15 protein-coding genes are annotated in these 20,774 nt (G+C 40.0%); all 15 read left to right on the top strand.

Going from position 1 to position 20,774, the window contains the following annotated elements:
• The first annotated feature begins 7 nt into the window (after nt 1-7).
• The 15 genes from flgE to HUU81_RS10910 all read left to right on the top strand — a co-directional run bounded on the left by flgE (nt 8) and on the right by HUU81_RS10910 (nt 20,759).
• Complete coding sequence (flgE, locus tag HUU81_RS10980; RefSeq protein WP_199608995.1) at nt 8-1,555, top strand: flagellar hook protein FlgE; 1,548 nt, start codon at nt 8-10, stop codon at nt 1,553-1,555.
• Nucleotides 1,556-1,704: 149 nt separating this feature from the next.
• Nucleotides 1,705-2,469, top strand: coding sequence for a flagellar basal body rod protein FlgF (locus HUU81_RS10975; RefSeq protein WP_199608994.1), 765 nt, complete (start codon nt 1,705-1,707; stop codon nt 2,467-2,469).
• An 89-nt stretch (nt 2,470-2,558) separates the two neighbouring features.
• Nucleotides 2,559-3,347, top strand: coding sequence for a flagellar basal-body rod protein FlgG (gene flgG / locus HUU81_RS10970; protein WP_199608993.1), 789 nt, complete (start codon nt 2,559-2,561; stop codon nt 3,345-3,347).
• Between the two features lie 55 nt (nt 3,348-3,402).
• Nucleotides 3,403-4,080: a flagellar basal body L-ring protein FlgH gene (flgH, locus tag HUU81_RS10965; protein ID WP_199608992.1), complete on the top strand. Its 678-nt coding sequence runs from the start codon at nt 3,403-3,405 to the stop codon at nt 4,078-4,080.
• A gap of 104 nt (nt 4,081-4,184) precedes the next feature.
• Nucleotides 4,185-5,276, top strand: a complete 1,092-nt coding sequence (locus HUU81_RS10960) for a flagellar basal body P-ring protein FlgI (protein ID WP_233520618.1) — start codon at nt 4,185-4,187, stop codon at nt 5,274-5,276.
• A 342-nt stretch (nt 5,277-5,618) separates the two neighbouring features.
• On the top strand, nt 5,619-6,677 hold the full coding sequence (gene flgJ / locus HUU81_RS10955; protein ID WP_199608990.1) for a flagellar assembly peptidoglycan hydrolase FlgJ: 1,059 nt from the start codon (nt 5,619-5,621) through the stop codon (nt 6,675-6,677).
• Nucleotides 6,674-8,707, top strand: coding sequence for a flagellar hook-associated protein FlgK (gene flgK, locus HUU81_RS10950; protein ID WP_199608989.1), 2,034 nt, complete (start codon nt 6,674-6,676; stop codon nt 8,705-8,707). Before flgJ ends, flgK begins: the two co-directional genes overlap by 4 nt.
• A gap of 7 nt (nt 8,708-8,714) precedes the next feature.
• Nucleotides 8,715-10,268 (top strand): flagellar hook-associated protein FlgL, encoded by a 1,554-nt coding sequence (flgL, locus tag HUU81_RS10945; RefSeq protein ID WP_199608988.1) that lies wholly within the window; start codon nt 8,715-8,717, stop codon nt 10,266-10,268.
• Nucleotides 10,269-10,348: 80 nt separating this feature from the next.
• Entirely contained in the window at nt 10,349-12,148 is a 1,800-nt protein-coding gene (locus HUU81_RS17575; protein ID WP_199608987.1) for a flagellin, read from the top strand.
• A 479-nt stretch (nt 12,149-12,627) separates the two neighbouring features.
• The gene (locus HUU81_RS17570) at nt 12,628-14,424 is read left to right on the top strand and encodes a flagellin N-terminal helical domain-containing protein (RefSeq protein ID WP_199608986.1); all 1,797 of its coding nucleotides are present in this window, start codon (nt 12,628-12,630) and stop codon (nt 14,422-14,424) included.
• 79 nt (nt 14,425-14,503) lie between these two features.
• A complete protein-coding gene (locus HUU81_RS10930) occupies nt 14,504-14,920 on the top strand; it encodes a flagellar protein FlaG (RefSeq protein WP_199608985.1) in 417 nt (138 codons plus the stop codon).
• A gap of 15 nt (nt 14,921-14,935) precedes the next feature.
• Entirely contained in the window at nt 14,936-16,657 is a 1,722-nt protein-coding gene (gene fliD, locus HUU81_RS10925; RefSeq protein ID WP_199608984.1) for a flagellar filament capping protein FliD, read from the top strand.
• Nucleotides 16,658-16,948: 291 nt separating this feature from the next.
• Entirely contained in the window at nt 16,949-19,012 is a 2,064-nt protein-coding gene (locus HUU81_RS10920; protein ID WP_199608983.1) for a motility associated factor glycosyltransferase family protein, read from the top strand.
• A gap of 42 nt (nt 19,013-19,054) precedes the next feature.
• Nucleotides 19,055-19,714 (top strand): class I SAM-dependent methyltransferase, encoded by a 660-nt coding sequence (locus HUU81_RS10915; RefSeq protein ID WP_199608982.1) that lies wholly within the window; start codon nt 19,055-19,057, stop codon nt 19,712-19,714.
• A gap of 52 nt (nt 19,715-19,766) precedes the next feature.
• Entirely contained in the window at nt 19,767-20,759 is a 993-nt protein-coding gene (locus HUU81_RS10910; RefSeq protein WP_199608981.1) for a hypothetical protein, read from the top strand.
• Nucleotides 20,760-20,774: the final 15 nt, after the last annotated feature.

Raw genomic sequence — 20,774 nt, 5'->3', positions numbered from 1 at the left:
TTTCACTATGTCATTTAATATCGCACTAAGTGGCTTAAAAGCCGCCCAAAAAGATTTGGATGTAACGGCGAATAACATCGCTAACGTTAATACAATAGGTTTTAAAGAGTCTCGCGCAGAGTTTGCTGACGTATATTCAACCTCATTGTTTTCAAATGCCAAGACTCAAAATGGTGAAGGGGTGCTAACAAATGATGTTGCACAGCAATTCCATCAGGGCTCGTTGCAATTTACGTCAAATTCGTTAGATATGGCGATCACCGGGAATGGTTTCTTCCCGATGACAGACAACTTGTTATCTCGTGACTTTACATATACTCGTGCAGGTGCATTTAAGCTGAACGAGAATAACTATATTGTTGATTCGAACGGTAACTTCTTGCAAGGCTTCCCAGTTAATACTGACGGCTCTGTAAAATCCGTGAGTTTAAGTACCACTAACGCAATTGAAATTCCTGATACAGCTGGCTCGCCAAAAGCCACTGAAAACATTGATATGAGTTTCAACTTAGATAGTACTGCACTGCCAATTGACCCTTACGCGACACCTTTTGATCCGACTGACACCAATACGTTTACTGCATCTACTTCAACGGTTATCTATGACTCGTTAGGTAACAGTAGAATAGCGTCAATTTATTATGTAAAAGTCAATGATCCTGCAACAGTTCAAGCGGGTGCTCCGGGTGGCGCAGCACCATTTGCAGCAGGCTTTTATGACCCTGCTGCACCGTTAACCACACAAGGTTTAGGCGGTATGTCTGCGGCCAATCAGGCAAATGCAAATAGCTGGTTAATGTTTGCAACGGTGACTAATGATGCAGGGGAAGTGATTCCTGTGGATTTAGCGGATGATCCAGTTCTGAGCCCTCCAGGCTCACAGGGCTATACTTTCCAGTCTGCCGATAATGGAAACCCAGCATTACCTGTTCAGCAGCAGCGTGGTTTACTTCTGCAATTTGATTCATCGGGTACGCCTGTAACTGAAACCTTTCCAACGCCAACAGGTGAACCGTTAGGTGATGCGGCAGCGACACCTACACCACTACCTGCTCCGTTCAACGGTGCGCCATATTTAGGTGCTGGCGCTATTACTAATGGTGCCGAAGGAGATCAACGTTTTAATATTTCGATGACGAATCTAACGCAGTTTTCCTCGCCGTTTGAAATCACATCACTATCGCAAGATGGGCAAACAGTTGGTCGTTTAACGGGGATCTCAATAGGTACAGACGGCTTAATTGAAGCGAAATATTCAAATGGTGATTCGCAGCCTATCTCAAAAGTGGCGTTAGTGCGCTTTGCGAATGATCAAGGCTTAACACAGGTGGGTAACACTTCTTGGGTTGAAAGCCAAACGTCAGGTGAACCATTAGCAGGTGAGGCAGACTCAGGCACTTTTGGCTCTATTCGTTCGGGCACACTTGAGCAATCTAACGTAAACCTAACCGCAGAATTGGTAGACTTAATCACAGCACAACGTAACTACCAAGCAAACTCACGTGCACTAGAAGTTAACTCAACTATCACGCAAACCATTTTGCAAATTAGATAATGGTTTTGTAGTGTTTTTATACCACCCTCTAGGCTGCTTCGGCAGCCTTTTTTTATCTTCAAATCTCATTTAAACATGCTCATATAATAGACTGGCACTATCCTTGCTTTAATCAATATAAGTGTTATTTATCGTCAATAAGGTGAGTCATGGATAAGTTATTGTATGTTGCCATGTCTGGTGCGAAACAGAATTTAGTCGGTATTTCAATGAATGCCAATAATTTGGCGAATGTAAAAACCGTTGGATTTAAAGCTGACTTTGAACAAGCTAGAACCATGCAAGCGTTTGGCGAAGGGTTGCCAACTCGTGTATTTGCAATGGAAGAAAGACCAGGCTCAAGAATGCAAATGGGGGCAATACAAACAACAGACCGTGACTTAGACATTGCTGTAACGGGCAAAGGTTGGATTTCAGTTCAGGATAGCAAAGGTGAAGAGGCGTACACTAAAAGCGGTAACCTTAAAATTACGGCGAATGGTGAGCTAATTACGTCGCGAGGAAACCCGGTTATTGGAGAGGGTGGCCCGATTATTTTACCTATTCCAATTGAAAAAGTTGAAATTGGCAGTGATGGTTCTGTTGTCGTTAGGCCTCAAGGCGCCCCCGCCAATTTTTTGGAAACGGTTGACCGTATTAAGCTGATTGAAGCCGATGACAACCGCAACATGACGAAGATGAACGATGGGTTGTTCAGACCTAAAGGCGATTTAGTGGGAGATGATTGTGGCTTTTGTGACGCATCTCCAAACGTACGTATTATTAGCGGTGCACTTGAAATGAGCAATGTGAACCCTGTTGAAGAAATGGTGGCGATGATCTCTCATCATAGGCAATTTGAAATGCAAGTCAAAATGATGAGTAAAGCCGAAGAGAATGACGAACGTCACAACAACTTATTGAGAATTACCTAATAACAGTATTAATTAGCAATTGTTGAGTTGTGTTTTACTGCAACGCTTAACAACACTGATTGCTGAAACGAACACAGAGGAGAAGGATTATGCATCCGGCACTTTGGATAAGTAAAACGGGATTAGATGCCCAACAAACCGATACCTCGGTTATTTCAAATAATTTAGCGAACGCCAGTACGATAGGTTTTAAAAAGAGTCGAGCGGTATTTGAAGATTTGCTTTATCAAAACATCAATCAACCTGGTGGCCGTTCATCGGCAGATACCGAGTTACCATCTGGCTTAATGGTGGGAGCGGGAGCAAAAGTCGTTGCAACGCAAAAAACCTTTTCGCAAGGCAATATGATCACAACTGAAAACGCGATGGATTTGATGATCCAAGGACAAGGTTTTTTTGAGGTGTTGTTACCTGACGGTACGTTGTCTTATACCCGTAATGGTCAATTTACATCTGACGAAAATGGTCGAATTGTTACGCCAGGAGCTGGTTATCCGTTACAGCCAGAAATTATTATTCCTCAGGACGCACAATCAATCACAGTGTCACAAGAAGGCGAAGTGTCAGTGCGGGTGCGTGGTCAGGCTGAAAACCAAGTTATTGGCCAGATTACCATTTCTGATTTTATTAACCCAACGGGCTTAGAACCAATGGGACAAAACTTGTACTTAGAAACCGCAGTCAGCGGTGCGCCAGTACAAGGCAACCCCGGCGTTGAAGGGCTTGGTGTAATTGTTCAAGGGTCTTTAGAAACATCCAATGTAAACGTGACTGAAGAGCTCGTTAATTTGATTGAAACTCAGCGAGTTTATGAAATGAACTCGAAGGTAATTTCTGCCGTTGATCAAATGATGCAAAATTTAAATCAGCAGCTTTAATAGCCTTATTTTTACTTAGCTGCTTGCATGAAACCTATTTAGAGTGAGTTGTATTATGAAACTTTATATCACATTAATAGTTGGTTTGTTGACTACAGGATGCGTAAGTACGCAAACGACTGTAGAACGAGATGATCCTTACTTTATGCCAGTAGCACCAGAAGCACCTGTAGATAAAATAGTTGCTAACGGTTCGCTGTTTAATCCTGACACAAACAATGGCCTATATTCTGATAGAAAGGCACATCGGGTAGGTGACATTATCACGGTAGTGCTTGAAGAAAGCACGCAAGCCTCAAAAACAGCTAAAACTGAAAATAAGAAAACCACATCGGCAAGCCTAGATCCTATAGTGGGATTTGGCGGACAAAATGTGGCATTTAAAGGTGATGCAATTCAATTAGGTTTAGATTCAGACAACTCGTTCAAAGGTGATGCGAAATCTAACCAAAGCAATAGCTTAAGTGGCAACATTTCCGTTAATATTCTTCAGGTACTGCCTAATGGGAATTTAGTGATCCGAGGTGAAAAGTGGCTCACGCTTAACACAGGTGAAGAGTTCATTCGTGTTACAGGCTTAATTCGGCCGCAAGATATTACAGCGGATAACACCATTGAATCAACGCGCGTTGCTAATGCACGAATCGAATACAGTGGTAAAGGTGATATCGCAAATGCACAAACACCTGGATGGTTGGCCAGATTTTTTACCAGTACATGGTGGCCATTCTAAGATGATGAATTCTACTTTTATCATTACATTAATTTGCTCATGTTCTCGTAACCACATAATTAATGCCGCATTAGAGGTGTAAAATGAATATTTTAACAAAATTAATGCTATTAACAGCGGTGTTGCTAACTACATGCTACTCACCACTATCGAATGCGGAACGCATCAAAGATGTAGCGCAAGTACAAGGAGTTCGCTCTAACCAGTTGATTGGTTATGGTTTGGTAGTAGGTTTACCGGGCACGGGTGAGCAAAGTAAGTTTACTGAACAAAGCTTCAAAGCCATGTTGAACAATTTTGGCATTTCCTTACCCGCTGATTTAAAACCTAAAATTAAAAACGTTGCCGCTGTTGCGGTGCATGCTGAACTGCCACCATTTTTAAAACCGGGGCAAACGATTGATGTGACAGTTTCTTCGATAGGTAGTGCTGGTAGTTTACGCGGTGGAACATTATTACAAACCTTTTTAAAAGGCATAGATGGGCAAGTTTATGCGATAGCTCAAGGTAGCATGGTAGTGAGTGGCTTAGGTGCTGAAGGGGCAGATGGTTCTCGTATTTTAGTAAATACACCCACTGTAGGAAGAGTGCCAAACGGAGGCATAGTTGAACGAGCCGTTGCTAACCCATTCTCACAAGGTGATCATATTGTTTTTAACTTAAATCGCCCAGACTTTACGACGGCAAAAAGATTAGCGGAAACCATTAACACTTTAGTTGGTCCAAATACGGCTTTGCCACTTGATGCCGCCTCTGTCGAAGTTACTGCGCCACGTAATGTATCTCAACGAGTTGCTTATTTATCAGCATTAGAGAACTTAGAATTTAAACCTGCTGACAGCGCTGCAAGGATTATTGTTAATTCACGCACCGGCACAATAGTGATTGGTAAAAATGTGAAGCTTAAACCAGCAGCCATTACTCATGGTGGATTAACAGTAACGATTGCTGAGCAGCAGGTTGCGGAGCAGCCAGGAGCCTTTGCCCCTGATACCGCTGAAACGGTTGTTACCACACAGTCTATTTTAGACATTGCGCGTGATGATACGCGTGCTTTTGTATTTGATCCGGGCGCCAGTTTAGATGATTTAGTCAGAGCGATTAATGAAGTTGGCGCTGCTCCTGGCGATTTAATGGCAATATTAGAAGCGCTTAAAGAGGCAGGCGCAATTAGTGGTGAGCTTGTTGTTATTTAAGATGCACAAGCCTAATTATTGAGTCGTTCGGGTTAGTATTAAGTTGCTAGCCCAACGTGCTTTCTTGAACATCCCTTTTCATTTTTAAATTCATCATTGCGACAGTTATTATTAGTGACTTCATCCTTGTTGACAATGCTATTGTATGTGACTTAACGCTAGGATTTAAATGACAAATTCTACAGAAGCATTACTAAGTTAGCCTTCACATTAAACCTACTATTTGCTTGCCAGCTAGCTTCCCCTCTCATGGCTTAGCACTATAAATTTGTTAGTTGGCGCATATTTTGCATTTTGATGATTATGTAACCATAAATCTGTCAATAAATTTACGCGCAAACTATGAATAAACTTTCTAGCAGTCAAAATTATCATGACCTAAGTGGCTTAGATGAATTAAGAAAAGCGGCGCTTAGTGGTGATGATGATCGTGAGGCACTAAAGCAAGCGGCAAAACAATTTGAGTCGATTTTTACTCAAATGATGTTTAAAAGCATGCGCAAAGCCAATGCTGCGTTTGAAGACAGTAACAACCCGTTTAATGCAAGTAGCGTAAAATATTTTAGAGATATGCATGACCAGCAGTTAGCGCTGGAAATTTCTCAATCTGGTTCGTTAGGTTTAGCAGATATTATTGTGCAACAGCTTTCCCCAGAAAAAGGTAAATATATGCCGGGGAATGTACTTCGAAACGGCGATTTTTTGCCAAGAACTTCGACTGATGATGCAACCGAGCCTAAATCACTTCAACAAAATGCTAGTTTTTTAATTACTGACAGTAAGTCTGAAAATCAATTTGAGCGTAACTCGGAAAAGCTAAATGCAAACAACGCCAGTAATGATGTGGTGAGAAAACCGACTGAAACGACTGGCTCAGTATTCGAAACAACCGCCGAGTTTGTTGAAGGACTATGGGATAGTGCTAAAAAAGCGGCTGATAAAATAGGCTTAAATCCTGCTGTTATGCTTGCTCAAGCCGCGCTAGAAACAGGTTGGGGACGGCACGTAATCAATAAGTTAAATGGCGAAAGTTCTTTTAACTTTTTCAATATAAAAGCCAATAATAGTTGGCAAGGCGATAAAGCGCATAAAACCACATTAGAGTTTGAACAGGGCTTACCTGTTAAAAAATTTGCTGCATTTAGAGCGTACGACTCTATTGAGCAAAGTTTTGACGACTTTGTAAATCTAATTTCTTCTAAGAGTCGTTACCAAAAAGCACTCAACAACACCCAAGATGAAGTCACTTATCTAACCGAACTGCAAAGTGCAGGATACGCCACCGATCCCAATTATGCGTCAAAAATTATTGGCATCTTAAAAAGTGATACCTTCAGCAAAATGCTCAATGGCGTGGTTGGTGAATCGGCCTCTAACACAATACAGGGAGCTAAGAAATGAGTTTACTAGATATTGGCGTTTCTGGATTAAGAGTTGCTCAGCATGGATTAAGTACCACGGGTCACAATATCACAAATGTGAACACCGAAGGGTATAACAGGCAGCGCACCGAGCAAGAATCTACCATTGGTTTACCATTTGCGGGCACGTTATTAGGTAATGGCGCAAGATTAAAATCAATCACTCGCGCTTATAACGAATTTAACTATCGTGAAGTTCTCTATAACGAGTCTCAATATAACTACCATGAAACGATGCGATCTAATGCCGCAAGGATAGATGATTTATTAGCTGACTCGGATACAGGTATCACCAAAAACATTGAAGAAATGTTTGATGCGGTTAACGGCATTACTGAAGAACCGACTATTATTTCAGCTCGAAATGTAGGTATTAGTACGGCTGAATCCTTAGCAAAACGCTTTAATAATCTGCAAACGGAAATGGAGCAACAGCATTTAGGAAACATTAATGAAGAAATAGAGACGACAGTTGAAACCATTAATGAAATTACCACCAGAATTGCTGAATTAAATAACGAAATTACCGTGGCTAACAGCATTGGCGGCGAAGGCTTTCCTCCTAATGACTTATTGGATAAACGTGATTTATTAATTAAAGAATTAAGCGAAAAAATATCGGTAAATATTATCGATTTACCTGATGGTTCTATGAATATGACCATAGGCACCGGTATTACGTTAATTGCCGGAAATATTTCTGTGCCGCTGTCTGTTGTTCGCAATGAATTTGATGCATCTAAATTAGAAATTGGTGTTTCTGCAACTCCTGGCGCTAAAACTAAATCAATTATTACCCAAGAACTTAAAGGTGGCTCGTTAACAGGGTTATTTGATATACGTGATGAAGTGCTATTACCTGCCATCCGTGAAGTTGGCAAAATTGCAATCGCTTACGCTGATGCATTCAATCGACAACAGTCTATGGGGCGTGATTTTAACGGCGATATTGGTCAAAACATGTTTAAAGACGTTAATGATCCTCAAGTAGTGTTGGATCGCGTATTTAACTCTAACCAGAATAGTGTTCAAACCAATGTAGAAGTGTATATTCGGGATGCATCATCGCTCACAGGTGAAAACTACACCATGAAGTATGATGCTGGTAATATCACGATCAAAGATAGTGAAGGTAATACGGTTTCAGGCACACCTGTTGCTTTTCCGGGGGCGGGCACCCGACTATCAATTCCTGAAATTGGTATTGATATTGAGTTTCAAACTAATTTAGCGTCACCTGCAAATGACGGTGACGAATTTTTAATTCGTCCAACCTACAATGGCGCGCGTGATATTGAAAGCGTAATTACTGATCCTAAGAAAATAGCGGCGGCTGATAATTACCTTGAAACCAATGCCACGCTAAATCCAGACAATTTAAGTTTAGATTTATATGAAATTTCTAATGAGTTAAACCCTGCATTTCCAGGGCCTGTGAATGGTCCTCCATCTGCATTACCTGATCAATCAATACGTATAAATATAGATGCAGGTGCGAATACGTATGACATTACCGACCCTTTAGGCGCGTCTTTAATTGGTGGGCCTATCGCGATACCTGCTGACAAGATTCTTGAAGGGCCGGGATTACGCTTCAGAATTGATGGCGATATAACTGCAAATGCCAGTTTCACCGTGCGTCGTGCAGATAACGATGCCAATGATGACGCAAATACTAAACCGTTTGGTCCTGGTGATAATACCAATGCATTAGCCATGCTAAATCTGCAAAACACGAAAACGTTAGATGGTCAAAGTAATACGTTTTCTGAAAGCTACGCAGAACTAGTCACGTTCGTTGGTGTAGAAACCCAAACCCGCAAAATATCTACAGATTCATTCGAAACGTTACTTGAAAGTGCTACCGAACGAAATGCTGCTATTTCAGGAGTAAATCTTGATGAAGAGGCGGCTAACTTAATTAAATTTCAACAAGCGTATTCAGCCTCATCTCGCATTATTTCTACTGGTCGAGATATTTTTGAAACCTTATTACAGGCTGTTAGGTAGGTAAATCATGAGAATAGGAACAGCTAATTTTTTCGAACGAAATGTGTCGCAATTGCAAGAACGTCAGTTTGACTTAGACCGTGCTCAAGAAGAGCTCGCTTCAGGTAAGAAAGTCATTAATCCTTCGGATGATCCGGTAGCGTCAAATAGCATCATTAAATTAAAACGTGAAATTGAAACAAGTGACCGTTATTTGAAAGCACAGGATGCGGCTACCCGATTTAATAACGGTGAAGAAACGGCGCTTATTTCGATGACCAATATTTTGTGGCGTGTACAAGAGTTGATGACCCAGTCAATAAATGGTGCGCTAGATGAAGATGCAAGATTAGCTTTGCAGCTAGAGTTATCCTCTCGAATGCGCGAATTTGAAGGCTTAGCAAATGAGAAGAACGCCAATGGCGATTATATGTTCTCAGGCTTTCAAACACGCACAGAGCCTTATCAAAAAGACGGTTTTGGTTATCACCAATATCAAGGTGATGATGGGCAAAGAGATGTATTGATTGCAGCTAGCTATTTAGTAGGCGTCAATGATCCGGGATCTAATTTTATTGATAATGTTGAAGCATACTCGCCTGTATATGAGCCTGTTGGGCCTGCTGCTAGTGGGGCGCTAGTATCTACTGGGTTTGTAACGGATATCACAGAACACTCACGACCGGTTGCCCCATACGACAACTTTCAAATTCAATTTTCTGATCCTGGTACGGGGCTAGAGTGGCAAGTAGTCCAGTTTGACTCTACAGGCGTAGCAGTGCCTAACCCTGGCACAGATATAGTAGCAGGTCCTTATTCATATGCACCTGGTGATGACATTACCTTTCAAGGTATTACGGTTAAAACTGATCCACTCGCTTCGCCAGTGGCAGGTGACACTTTTAATATTCAAGAAAAAAATAATGATCAAACCACGAATATTCTTTGGATCATGCAACAAGCAGTTGATGCTTTGTCAGTCAGTGGCACTAACTACACTGCACAGGCAAATGTAGGTTCGGCAATAAATGTCACAGGTGGCAACATAGTGTCGCCTGATGATCATAATCTTGCAGATTTTGAAATATCTTTTCCTGCACCGGGTGAGATTCAAATTGATGAAGTGGATCGTTCTACGATTCCTGCCACGGTGATTAAAACACACTTACCAGCTCCACCTGCTACCAGTCAGCCTTATGATCCGCTAGGCACTGATTTAAGGTTTAACGGTATTGAGATCAGAGTTACAGGAGTGGAGATTGTTGGCGATACGCTCCGTCTTGATAGGCCTGAAAATACGCGTAGAAATGACCTTATCGGCAGCCTGATAGGCGATCTTAAAAACGGCATGACGAACATCGACAATGTGCGTTCAGATGTAGGGGCGCGGCTCAATGCTATTGCTAACGAAGACCAAGCTATTCAACGCTTTCAAGAAAATGTGAAAGAGACGCTTGCGGAATTAGAAGAGATAGATATCTACGAAGCCATAAAGAATATGGAGCTTTCTCGAACGGGTTTACAAGCCGCGCAGCAGTCATTTGCGAAAATACAAAACTTATCATTATTCGACTTTATTTAAATCACTTGGCATAAATTGTGCATTAAGTGTACTGAGATAAAATATACAGCGACATGATTTTGTCATTGAGGAGATAAATTATGGGTATGTTCATTAATACCAATGTGGCGTCCTTAAACGCGCAGCGGAATTTGAATGGTTCTACAGAAAGCTTAACAACATCGATGGAACGACTTTCATCGGGTTTACGCATTAACAGCGCAAAAGATGATGCTGCGGGTATGCAAATATCTAATAAGCTAACGTCACAAATCAACGGTTTGAACGTAGCGGTTAGAAATGCAAACGACGGTATATCGATGGCACAAACGGCAGAAGGTGCACTTCAAGAAAGTACCAATATTTTGCAACGTATGCGTGACCTTGCGGTACAAGCGGCGAATGGTACATATTCAGACGCTGACCGTAATGCACTTCAAGAAGAAATCGTTCAACTTCAAAATGAACTAGACCGAATTGCAACGACCACGACGTTTGGTGATCGTAAATTGTTGGACGGTACATTCGGCACCGAATCTTTCCAAGTCGGTGCGAATGCGTTTGAGACGATTAATGTGAGTGTGGGTTCATTCCAGACAGATGCGATAGGTAATGAAAGTTATGAGTTAATGGACTTAGACTCAAACTTTAACCTTTCTTCTCGCCAAGTTGATTACAATGACACTAGTTTAAATATATCTGTTGGTACTCAGTCGCATAGCGAATTTGACTCCAGTGTTGCAATTGGGCTTGGGCGTATGGCGATTACAAGCGCTTTGTCAGATACCGCAATTTCAGAGATTCACGTTGGTGCGTTGGGTATTCCATTAGCAGCAAATAGTGATGCTACTTTAAATATTGAAATTGAAGGCGAACTAGGTAAGTCGATTACCACACTAGAAAATAGGGATGGTAGTGCCTTTAAGGTTGAAGAAACAATTAACGCGACAACCTCTCAAACGGGTGTTAAAGCTGATGCGAGAAACGTTATTTCTTTAGATTTTTATAAAGGTGGTACGTCTGAAGCACTAAATGATGTAGGTGTATTTATCGATTCAGATTCGACAACGTCACCTGTGACAGAATTAACATTCTCATTTGAGTTACGTGGAAATAATGACGCACAAGGTGGTGTACCTGCATCAAAAGTATCATTTACCCTTACAAATACTGAAGAATTAAGTGCTGCGGTAAATGCGATAAACCAAGTAGCAAGTGAAACTGGTATATCAGCAACAATGACAGGCGATGGTCGTGTTGTGATGATCAGTGAGCAGGGCGACAATATACGTATTGAAAACTTGCAAGTATCAGGCCGAAATACTTCACAAGCAGTCATACGTGCGAATACTTACGATTATGATGGTGATGTAACAGACCGTGGTAGTGTAATTTCAGATGGTTTCTTGTTGTCTGGTAAAGTGGCATCGGCGATGTCTGATACTGCGGGTATTTATGCTGAATTCGTAGGCACAGTAAATATGAAGTCAACGGACGGCTTTAAAGTTGCTTTGCAGTCTGCTTATGATTCGGCAGGGTTACTGCAAGGTACTCATGAAAATCTAAGTCAGTTATCAAGACAAAACACGATTGATGAAATCGATATTGGTACTGCACTAGGTGCTCAAAAAGCAATTGACGTCATTGATGGCGCGATAGACTATATTGATAGCCAACGAGCAGGCTTAGGTGCAGTGCAAAACCGTCTATCATCAACAATTTCTAACTTAGAAAATGTCGTTGAGAATGCGTCAGCGTCAAGAAGTCGTATTCGTGATACAGACTTTGCGTTAGAAACAGCACGTTTAACTAAAAATCAAATTTTACAACAAGCGGGTACGTCAGTATTGGCGCAAGCTAACCAATTACCACAAGCAGCACTTTCGCTTCTTGGTGGCTAAAACGTCGCTTTCGTTTATTTTATCTCCTTTGGCACCCTCATTTCATTTATGGGGGTACCGCTTTATAAAGGGTACGCGTTACGAGCACTAGAAGAATATAGCTCTTACATTAATTAACACTCCACATTTTTGCTTACCTCGTATTGAATACCATCTGCAAATTTGTTTTTGACTCCCTTTCTATTTCCTTTTCTCTTTTTTGAATTTTTTATTCAAGTTTATCGATTAAGCGCCGTTATAACTCTTGTAGCAAATAAAATTAAATGTTGGATTAGAACTGAAAAATGCATCATTTTTTAATTTGTCGTGTAAAGCCATAGTGGCTTGTTTTAGTTGAAGGTTAAGTTGTTTTTTAACCGCATAAACTTTAGAAAAAAGTAAATTCTTAAAATTTTTTCTAAAGTTGGTTAAAAAACTGCCGTTAAATAATCATTAACGAATTAGTGTAAGAAAATTATTTCTACGAGAGGTGAGTCATTATGGCTATTACAGTAAAATCGAATCCTACATCGCTAAACGCTCAACGTAACTTGAGTAAAGCGCATAACTCGCAAACAACATCGATGGAACGTTTGTCATCTGGCTTACGTATCAATAGTGCGAAAGATGATGCTGCGGGTCTTCAAATTTCAAGCCGATTAACATCACAAATTAACGGCTTAAATGTAGCTGCACGAAATGCAAATGATGGTATTTCAATGGCACAAACCGCTGAGGGTGCACTACAAGAAAGTACAAATATCTTACAACGTATGCGTGACCTTTCGGTACAGGCTGCCAACGGTACATACTCAAACAGTGACCGTGAAGCACTACAAGAAGAAGTTGTGCAACTTAAAAATGAGCTTGACCGTATTGCTAATGCAACAACTTTTGGTGATAGAAAGCTATTAGATGGTTCATTTGGTACGGAAAGTTTCCAAGTGGGCGCGAATGCCTATGAAACAATTAATGTGAGTGTTGGCTCATTTAAAACAACTGATATGGGATCAAACTCGTACGAGCTTGTTCAGCTTGACTCTAGCTTTGATGTGAGCTCAAGACAAGTTAACTTTAACGACACAAGCTTAGATATTTCATTTGGTGCTGAAAGTGCGTCGGAGTTTGGTATAGGTGCTGCTATTGGTCTTGGTGGTATGTCAATCGTGAGTGCGATGTCTGACTCTGAAATTACTGATGTGCATATTGGTGCATTAGGTATGGCACTAGGGGCTAATAGCGATAATACGCTGAATATTGAAGTTGAAGGTGAGTTAGGTAAATCAATTACTACGCTGGAAAACCGAGATGGTAGCGCAGCAAGTGTTGCAGACTCAATTAATAATGTTGCTTCGCAAACTGGTGTCAGAGCAGATGCGCGTACAACAATTTCATTAGACTTCTATAAAGGTGGTACTGATGAAATTACCAATGATGTGGGTGTATTCATAGATTCTAACTCGACAACTTCACCAGTAACAGAATTAACGTTCTCGTTTGAATTACGTGGTCAAAATGACGCACAAAGTGATATTCCGGCATCGAAAGTATCATTTACATTAACGAACACAGAAGAGTTAAGTGCAGCGGTTAACGCGATTAACCAAGTGGCGAGTGAAACTGGTATTGCAGCATCTGTAACAGGTGACGGCCGACTTGTAATGGTTAATGAAAACGGTGATAACATCCGTATCGAAAACCTACAGGTATCAGGTCAAAATACATCGCAAGCAGTTATCCGTGCTAACACGTATAACTACGAAGGTGATGTAACTAAGCGTGATAACGTAGTTTCAGATGGCTTCTTACTTACAGGTAAAGTTGAATCTGCAATGTCTGACACGGCAGCTATATATGCCGAGTTTGGTGGCTCTGTAAACATGAAAGCGAACGAAGCATTTAAAGTTACATTGCAATCAGCGTTCGATTGTGCGGGTATTATGCAAGGTACACATGAAGCGCTATCTTCAATTTCTAACAAAGATGGTCTAGATGAAATTGATATCGGTACAGCTCAAGGTGCACAAAAAGCAATCGATGTTATCGATGGCGCATTGAAGTACATTGACAGTCAACGTGCTGGTCTAGGTGCGGTACAGAACCGTTTATCATCTACAATCTCTAACTTAGAGAACGTAGTTGAGAACGCAACAGCATCACGTGGCCGAATTCGTGACACTGACTTTGCTGCGGAAACTGCTAAACTTACTAAGTCGCAGATTCTTACTCAGGCAAGTACGTCAATCTTGGCACAGGCCAACCAGTTACCACAAGCAGCATTAAGTTTGCTTGGTTAACAAGGAAAGCGAAAAAACAATTGGCAATTAAAGGGACTCTTTGTAGGTCCCTTTTGCCGTTTAAATTGTCGGAGGCGTTATGAACATAGACACTTTAAAATTTAATGAAAATAGGGAGTTATCAACAGACCTTAATAGCTCAAAGGATGCTTCACAAGCTAAGACTTCGGTCAGTGCTCAAGAAGCTGATAAAGCTAATAAGGTAAGTGATATTAAGTCAGCGAAACAACAAGACGTTAGCCAGAGTCAATCTACTGATAAATCATTGATTGAACCTGAAAAGTTAGAAGTTGTGGCTCAACAATTGCAGGAGTTTGTGGGTAGTTTAAATAAATCTCTTAATTTTGTTGTTGATGAAGAATCTGGCAGAGACATTATTAAGGTTGTTGATAAAAATTCAGGTGAACTAATTCGCCAGATACCATCTGAAGAAGTATTACGCGTAGTTAATAACTTATCTAATGCTACAGGTAAGTTTTTAGATACGAGTATTTAACAAGCGAGGTGAACTATGGCTTCTTTATCTTCTCCCGGTGTTGGCACTGGGTTCGACGTAAGTGGAACTGTTACGCAGCTGGTTGAGGCTGAGCGTAAAGGGTTTGACGATCGTTATGAAGCTAGCCAAGTCAAATTCACCGAGCAAATTTCTGGCATTGGCAAGCTTAAGAGCGCAACTTCGGACTTAGAAGCGAATCTGTTTGATTTAAAATTGTCGACGACTTTTAGCAAGCGTAAAGTAACTTCAGATTCTACAAATTTTACTGCTACAGCAGGTTCTGCGGCCCTGCCAGCAGATTATGATGTAAGAGTGGATAGAATTGCAAAGTCACAAAAAATTACTACCCAAGCATTCGACCCATCAGTCGCTTTTGGAAAAGGCGATATTACGATTGGTTATGCGAACGGTGATAATGTCACCCTTTCAATATCTGATACTGACACCTTAGCCGAGATTCAGTCGAAAATTAATGAGGCATCAGAAACTGCTAAGTTGGGCATTACCGCTACAATGGTTACTGGTGACAATGGTACTCATTTAGTATTTAATTCTGAAAAATTTGGCGATGATAGTGTAATGCAAATAGTCATTGCTGATGATGATGGACTTAATCATGATGGTGCAGGCTTATCGCGTTTAGGCTTCTCATCTACTCAAACAACGGTGCAAACAGGCTTTACAGCTGGCGAAACGATGAACTCTAACGGTCAAATTACGTTGAACGTGGGTAGTGATAGTGCTGCGATTGCCGTGACAGCCACTGATACCATTGAAGATATGCGTGACAAGATTAATGCATCTGGCTTAGATGTAACGGCTAGTTTAGAAGATGATGGGGTTGGTGGTTTTAAATTGGTATTGGACACTGGCAAAGCCTATGGTGATCACCAAATCTCAATGACGATTGATACGGATGACGACGGTGATATTACTGACGGTAATGGTTTGTCACGTTTAGCGCATGATTATTCTCCAACTAATTATTCTGAGAACCAAGCTGCATCAAATGCACAAATCACCATTAACGGTGGTATTGCGGTGACAAGCTCATCAAATGTTTTTGCTGACGCGATAAAAGGTGTCGAAATTGTTGCAACTAAGGTTCACGATGCGGGTGAATCTGATGCAATAAAAGTAGAGCTAGACGAAGAAACAATAAAAGAAAAGCTGGTCGAGTTTGTTGAAAAATTTAACGGGGTGGTGGATGTTGTCAATGAGTTGACGGTTTCAACTGGTCAGGTTGACAGTGCAGGCCCACTTGTAGGTGATAGCACCCTTCGAACTATGATGAGTCATTTTAGAAATCGGCTAAGTGAATCTGTAGAAGTCGCTCCTCAGCAATTTCTCTCACTTTCAATGCTCGGTATTGAAACGCAAAAAGACGGTTCATTAAAGCTTGATCAAGAAAAGTTAGATAATCAAATATCGGCAAATTTTGACAAATTTGGTGAGTTGTTTGCTGGAGAAAATGGCCTAGGTAAGAGTTTACACAGTATCGTTAATGATTATGAAACCACGGAAGGTATCTTAGATACTAAAACCGACTCGATAAACAATTCAATTAAGCGTTTAGATGAAGAAAAAACATCTTTTGACCAAAAAATGATTAAGTATGAGCAGCGCTTATTACAGCAATTTAGCTCAATGGACTTACTCGTCGCTCAACTTAATTCAACGGGTGACTATCTAAAGGCCCAGTTAGATGCGCTTGCAGGTGTTAGCTCTAAAAAATAAATCAATAACCTCTTTTCTATAATATTTGACGAGTAAGCTATACTCGTCAATTCTCTCTTTGTTACCAAAACTAGAGTTATTTCTGGCGTGATTTTTGCTTTTAAAATAATTAGTGATTACTGCCAATATGAAGCGTAATTTTGCAAGAATTTTACTCAACATTTCCGTATGTCACTTTTTTGCCCTATATTTTAGGTGGAAGACTTGCATGAAAGTATTGGTTGTGTAACAAATTGATCTATATTTAAAATAATTATAACCATTGTTGATTTAAACAATGTGGGAGCTTAAATGAGTAACGAAGTAAATAAGAATATTCTAAGGAATATTCTCACTATTACCTTTCAGAAAAACCTTATTTTCTTTAAAGATCAGTTTCCTCATTTTTATGAAAAATTTAAAGATTATCGACCTGAAAAATTTGGGTTAGAGCTAGATGAAAGCGGAGCCTTGAATATTGGTGGACCCACTGGCTGGGTGTATAGCGAAGACCCCAAAGAGGTGAGTTTACAACAAGCAAAAGATTTTTTAGAGCAGCCCGTACGCAGCCTTTATCGTTTGCCTGCTTTGACCACCGAACAAGTTGATGAGCAGAACCCTTTAGGTTTTATTCATATGAACTATTTGCGTGAGGTTGCAGTATTAGGCCGAGCTCATATGATTACATCTTCAGACGGTGAGTTTGAGCATGTAGGACGTTATCCTTTTATGTCTCTTATTGGTGTGGGGCTGGGTTATCACCTTACTGAATTAATGCGAGTGAACATTGATCATCTGTACTTATATGAGCCTAATGAGGATATCTTTTTTGCATCAATGCATACATTCGATTATGAAAGTTTCGTTAGCCACTTCCAAGAAAGTGGAGGTAGCGTCACGATTCTAGTAAACCCGAATGTTGATAAATATATTGATGGTTTTTTAAAGTTATTGCATAAGTTTGGACAGTTCAAAGCTGGGATTTTACCTATATATAAGCACTATGATAGTGAAAAAACGGATGATGCATTAGGTAGATATTTTAAGAATCTTTCTTATGTATATGGGGGTTTTGGATTTACCGAAGATGAATTTATTTCGCTTAGTCATACTTCTCAAAACATTAAGGCAAAGCGTAACTATATACAGGAAGGAGCAACACTTAAATTGGGTGATGATATTCCTGTTTTTATATGTGGCGCCGGCCCATCGCTAGATAATGACATCGATTTTATAAAAGAAAATCAAGATAAAGCGATAGTTTTTTCTTGCGGCTCTTCTCTTGCTGCGTTACACAAGGCCGGTATTGTTCCTGACTATCATATTGAAATTGAGCGCACAGAGCCTGTTTACGATTGGTTGAAGCTGATAGATGATAAGGAATATCTATCAAAAATCACAATGGTCGCAATGCAAACCGTTTTTCCAAAAGCAATAGATGTATTTGGTGACAACATTATTTTTCTAAAGCCGAATGATGGGGGGACTGATCTACTAAGGGTTACGTATGGTGATGAATTAAAAATCGCACAAATATACTCTACAAATCCTACAGTAGTTAATGGTGCCTATGGCTTTAGTGATTATATCGGCTGTGGTGATACTTACTTTTTTGGTGCAGATATGGGCTATAAAGACCCGTCAAAGCATCACTCTAAAAACACAGGGTATTACTCTAAGTTTAAAGACTTGTTCGAAGATTTTGATACATCCGTAACACGTGATGCAAACTTTGGAGAGGACAAAGTTTACAGTAATCATACGTTTGATTGGGCTCGTTCAGCCATTGAGTTTAGGTTACGTAATCATCTTAGAGAAGAGAAACAGGTTTTTAACTGTTCAGATGGTGCAAAAATTAATGGAGCAGAACCTTTGCACGCTGAGGAGATTGTTTTAGAGAATGTACTGGATAAGGCTGCAATAAAAGACGAGCTGAAATCAATGTGTGTGGAAAACCCGTTCGATATTGAAAAATGGAACGAGTCGCTTGCAATACGGGGCGCATTTTCTGTGAAAATGTTTGATGACTTATTCGATAAACGTTATATGGAAGCAGACTTTGATTCCAATCAGATTATCGACATTTTGTCAGAGCAGCATAAAAAGCTCTTTAGTTATAATGGAACTAAAGAGATTTTTACTCTACGTTTGCTTAAGGGCAGTATGACTTATATGCAGACCTGTATTTTGGGGTTAATTTACTGTATTAAAACAGAGCAAGAACGACGCATTTTTATTAAAGCTGCCTTAAAAGTGTACATGGCTTATATGACTGAATTAAAAGAAATGTTTATTAATCAGTTTGGTCCTTTCAAAGAATTGCCAGAAGACGCATTTAATATTGAACGATCAACAGACGAAACAAAGTCTGATTAATTGGCGCCTCTTAATCAGGTGAACATGCACTAAGGGGAAATAATGCAAAAAGAAATATTTTTAGCATCTGAAGGAGATGCTTGGTACCAGAGAAATAAGGCTAGTTTTGAAAAGCTAGCTGATGACCAAGATCTTATTGCAGAATTTATAGCTGCTCAGGAGATTTCTCCTGAGCATGTGCTTGAAATTGGCTGTAGTGACGGACGAAGATTAAGTATTTTTAATAAAAAATTTAATACCACATGTAGCGGAATTGATGTTTCTACAGAAGCAATTAACGCGGGTAAAGTTAATTACCCTACGATTGATTTACAAGTAGGATCTGCTGATAAGCTAGCCTTTAATGATGAGCAATTCGATTTAGTAATAATTGGTTTTTGTTTGTACCTTTGTGATCGAAAAGACTTATTTCGTATTGCAGCTGAGGTCGATAGAGTGCTGAAGGATGGTGGATATGTCGTCATTCAAGATTTTCACACACCCTTTGCATATAAAAATAAATATTCACATTGCGATAATATATACAGCTATAAAATGGATTACAGCAAATTATTTAGTTGGAACCCTGCCTATACACTATTATCGTCAAATATTACTAGTCACAGTGGATTAGCTTTGAGGGTACAACCGGATGAACGTATAAGTATTAATTTGCTGTACAAAAGTATTGAAAATGCTTATCCAGATAAGCCAGCATTTTAGTTTTTATAAAAGTAAATAAGTATAAAGTTCAAATAACATTATAGGTGGAAATTTGGCTGAAAAAATCATAGTCAATGAGTTGGCAGAAAAAATAAATCCAGATATGCGATTCATCTCAAGTCATAAATGTAAAGGGAGTTCTCCTTCCAAGCCTGCATTTTTTTATCATATTCCTAGGTGTGCAGGTACCACATTCGAAATTTCAGTCAGCTCGGCTGTATTAGGTATGGAAATTGTTCTTGAAAAGGAACAGGAGAAAAAAGTAACGCTACCAAAAGTTATGCGTGTAGCTGGCATGGCACAATTAGAGAGCTTAGCGTTGCATAATCAACCATTTATTATGTATAGCGGAGTATTGCCTTACGGCTCGCACAAACTCATGGATAGAATTCCATGTGAACTGTACACCATTATTAGAGAGCCTTTTGAGCTTTTAGTGTCACGCTATATTTCAGAGTGCAAAAAGTCTAGTCAAGAAGTTAGTGAAGTCGGCTTTGTTGAATATTTTTCGCGCAGTGAAAATACAAATACTATGTGTAAACAGTTACACCCCAAAGCTTATCTATACGAATCACAGGATCATGAGTATCATGATGCGCAGGTAGTTATTGATAACTTAAAGCAAAATTTTACGGTTTACTCCACAGTAGACGATGTTATACCTATGATGGAATCGTTTTTATCGCGTTATTCATTGCCAAATGTTGTGGTAAATACACTGAAAAAGTCTGATATGACGGAGTTTAACACTGCTGTGACTGAACTTGACACTTTAAAAGGTAAAGTAAAAGCATTAAATGCAGATGATTACCTTTTATATGAGCATGTTGCTGCTGCACCAAAAATTCCTGAATTAGATAAAGTTGGCGAAGGCGTTGTGTCTGATGTGAGCTGTTTAATTTGGGACAATAGTACAGACGGTATGCCGGATATGCGTGCCCACCCAATGCAAACGCAAAAGGTTCTAGCCCATTTGTACGATGTTGCCACTCATGGCTTTAATCCGAAGCACCTTTACCAATTATCTATTGATGGGAAGTTTTAAACTAGCATATTCAAA

It is taken from the genome of Flocculibacter collagenilyticus, assembly GCF_016469335.1.
Lineage (GTDB): Bacteria > Pseudomonadota > Gammaproteobacteria > Enterobacterales > Alteromonadaceae > Flocculibacter > Flocculibacter collagenilyticus.
This window is presented reverse-complemented; position numbering and strand designations above follow the sequence as displayed.